Here is a 915-nt window from a genome sequence, read left to right on the forward strand (position 1 = left end):
CTAAACGTATCTAAATATATTTATCATTCTGCAAATCAAAAGCACATTATTGAAAATAAGTTTAATGCTCAAGGACAACTTATTTCGACTCAAAATGGTTTACAACAAACAGACTTTATTTATGATTTAATGGGTCGCTTGATTGAAAAACGAAATATTCAAGGCTTAAATCTTCAAAAAAAATATAATACTGAAAATCTAGTTACATCTGAAACATTAGTCGATCAAGACGGTAAATTGGTTCATCAAACCATGAATAAATTTAATTTCAGTTCTGACAATGTATCAACTGAGGTTTCTGATGCTTTAGGTTTATTACAAAAAACAAGCCAAACTGGTCTCATTTCTACGCGCAAAGATGCGATCAATCGTGTTTTTATCCAATACGCTGATGGGCTTGGGCGTACGATTGCTTTACAAATAGAAAATAAAAGCAATCAATTAATTCACTCTACATTATCTTCATTCAATCAAGGTCATGCCACTCAATCGTCTGCTGGCTTACAACAAAATAAATGGATGGATGATTTTGGTCGTACTGTACTAACTCAATCACCAGCCATAGGAATAAAACTATATCGTTTTAATGAAATAGATTTACCTACAGAAATCATTGATGAGAAAAGGTTTTATTCAGATGAATAAGTATGACTATGCACATAATCTTGTTGAGTCCTCGCTTAAAAACCCTAAAACTCAAGAAGAAATAATTACCCAAAAAACTGAATTTGACGGCTCAAAACCCATTCGTCAGATTAGTCAAGATGAAGTACAGCAATGGCAATATACTCAAGATGGGAAGTTACTTCGCCATACAACAGCCCAACTCGATACATCGTTGAACAAGAAAAATGTTCAACCTATTAATTTTATTAGCCAAACACAACAACTGAACCAAATTGCAGATATTTTATC

General features: G+C 32.7%; 2 protein-coding genes. Both read left to right on the top strand.

The features are described from left to right. A partial coding sequence (locus tag GGG_RS20205; RefSeq protein ID WP_010118035.1) for a hypothetical protein occupies positions 1 to 645 on the top strand: 645 nt, incomplete at its 5' end. Beyond that, positions 638 to 915 (top strand): hypothetical protein (locus tag GGG_RS20210; RefSeq protein ID WP_138920303.1); only part of this gene is annotated, 278 nt, incomplete at its 3' end. The genes GGG_RS20205 and GGG_RS20210, both read left to right, overlap by 8 nt.

This window comes from Acinetobacter sp. P8-3-8 (genome assembly GCF_000214135.1).
Classification (GTDB): Bacteria; Pseudomonadota; Gammaproteobacteria; order Pseudomonadales; family Moraxellaceae; genus Acinetobacter.